The organism is Streptomyces sp. SID5785, from assembly GCF_009870065.1.
Taxonomy (GTDB): Bacteria; Actinomycetota; Actinomycetes; order Streptomycetales; family Streptomycetaceae; genus Streptomyces.
Window position 1 is genome coordinate 1 of sequence record NZ_WWIA01000610.1, and the last position, 1,605, is coordinate 1,605.

Annotated in this window: 1 protein-coding gene; it reads right to left on the minus strand. The window is 68.0% G+C overall.

Annotated elements, in window-relative coordinates; translation table 11 throughout:
- Positions 1-104 precede the first annotated feature (104 nt).
- On the minus strand, positions 105-1,403 hold the full coding sequence (locus GTW43_RS20050) for an extracellular solute-binding protein (RefSeq protein ID WP_161303397.1): 1,299 nt from the start codon (positions 1,401-1,403) through the stop codon (positions 105-107).
- Between the last annotated feature and the right edge of the window lie 202 nt (positions 1,404-1,605).

A 1,605-nucleotide genomic window follows, 5' to 3' on the forward strand; every position in this document is an offset into this window, starting at 1 on the left:
GGACGGCGGACGGGGGCGGGGGCCGGGGGACGGCGGGGTCGTCCCCCGGGCCGGACGAGGGCCGGCCGGCGCGCGGAAGGCGCTGCTCCGCACCGGGCCCGGGGTCAGCCGAGGGCGTTCTGGATGCCCTTCTCGGCGTGCTGCCAGGCCGTGTCGGGCGCGGTGCCCTTCTTCTCCACCTCGAACAGCGCCGCGGCGAACTGCTCCTGGATGTCCTGGTCGTTGACGCCGAGGACCTGTACGGGAGCCTCCTTGGCGGCGTCTCCGAAGATCCTGCCGATCGGGGCGTTCGAGAAGTAGGGGTCCTTGGTGTCGGCGACCTCGGCGATGGCGGGCACGCTCGAGGGGAAGTTGCCGATCTTGGTGAAGAGCTTGGCCTGCTGCTCGGGGGCGGTCAGCCACGCGATGAGTTCATAGGCTTCCTTCTTGTGCTGGGCCGCCCTGGGGATGGAGAGGTAGGCCCCGCCCCAGTTGCCCGCGCGGCCCGGCATCTCGGCCACGTCCCACTTGCCCTTGCCCGCGTCGCCCGCCTGCCCCTTGATGTAGCCGAGCATCCAGGCCGGGCACGGGAGGGTGGCGAAGGAGCCGGCGGCGAAGGCCTGGTTCCACGACGGTGTCCACTGGGCCAGCTTCGCGCTCAGTCCCGCCTTCTGTGCGCGGACGGAGAGGTCCCAGGCCTCCTTGACGGCCGGGCTGTTCTCGTAGACGAGCTTGCCGGAGGTGTTGTAGTAGCGCTCCTTGTACTGCCCGGCGACGTTGGTGTAGACGCTGCGGACGCTGTCGATCCAGGCGCTCTTCGCGGGGGCGTTCTTCATGTACTGCGCGCCCAGCTTCAGGTAGCCGTCCCAGGTGGACCACTTCCGGGCGAGCTCCTCGCGGTCGGTGGGCAGTCCGGCCTTCTTGAGCAGATCCGTGCGGTAGCAGATCGCGCCGGGGCCGGTGTCCGTGCCGAGACCCATCACCTGACCGCTCTTGGTCGTCGCGGCCTCCCACTTGGCCTCGGTGAACGTGTCCTTGAGCTTGCCCGCGCCGTACTGGTTCAGATCCTCGAACTTGTCACTCTGCCGCTGCGCGACCGAGGCGATCCGGCCGATCTCCACGGCCTGGACGTCGGCGAGGCCTCCCCCGCCCGCGAGCCGGGTCTGCAGCGCCTTCCAGTAGTTGCGCTCTTCCTGGGTGTCGGACTGCTTGATGGTGATGTTCGGGTGGAGCTTCTCGTACTCCTTGTACAGGCCGGCTTCCTTGAAGCCGAAGGTGCCGAACAGGTCGACGGTGAGCGTGACCTTGCCGCCGTCGTCCTGCGCGCCGGTGGAGCCGGATCCGCAGGCGGCGAGGAGCGTGCAGGCCAGCGCCACGGCGCCCAGGCGTATCAGGGTGTTTCCTGCGGCTCGTGCGATGGGCATGGGAAGCCTCCTCAGACTTCGTCGCTCAACAGGTGGAAGCGCTCCCACTCGGCTCGGGCGAGCTTCCCGCCCTGGAGACACGTCGTCAAGACTCGAAGAAGTAACGACTACGCAATGTGGAAGACGTTCAGGTCTTGCAAGCTCGGTGGATCATCCGCCGAGGGAAACTGCTCTTGCGTTCAACAACTTGACGCTGTCGAGG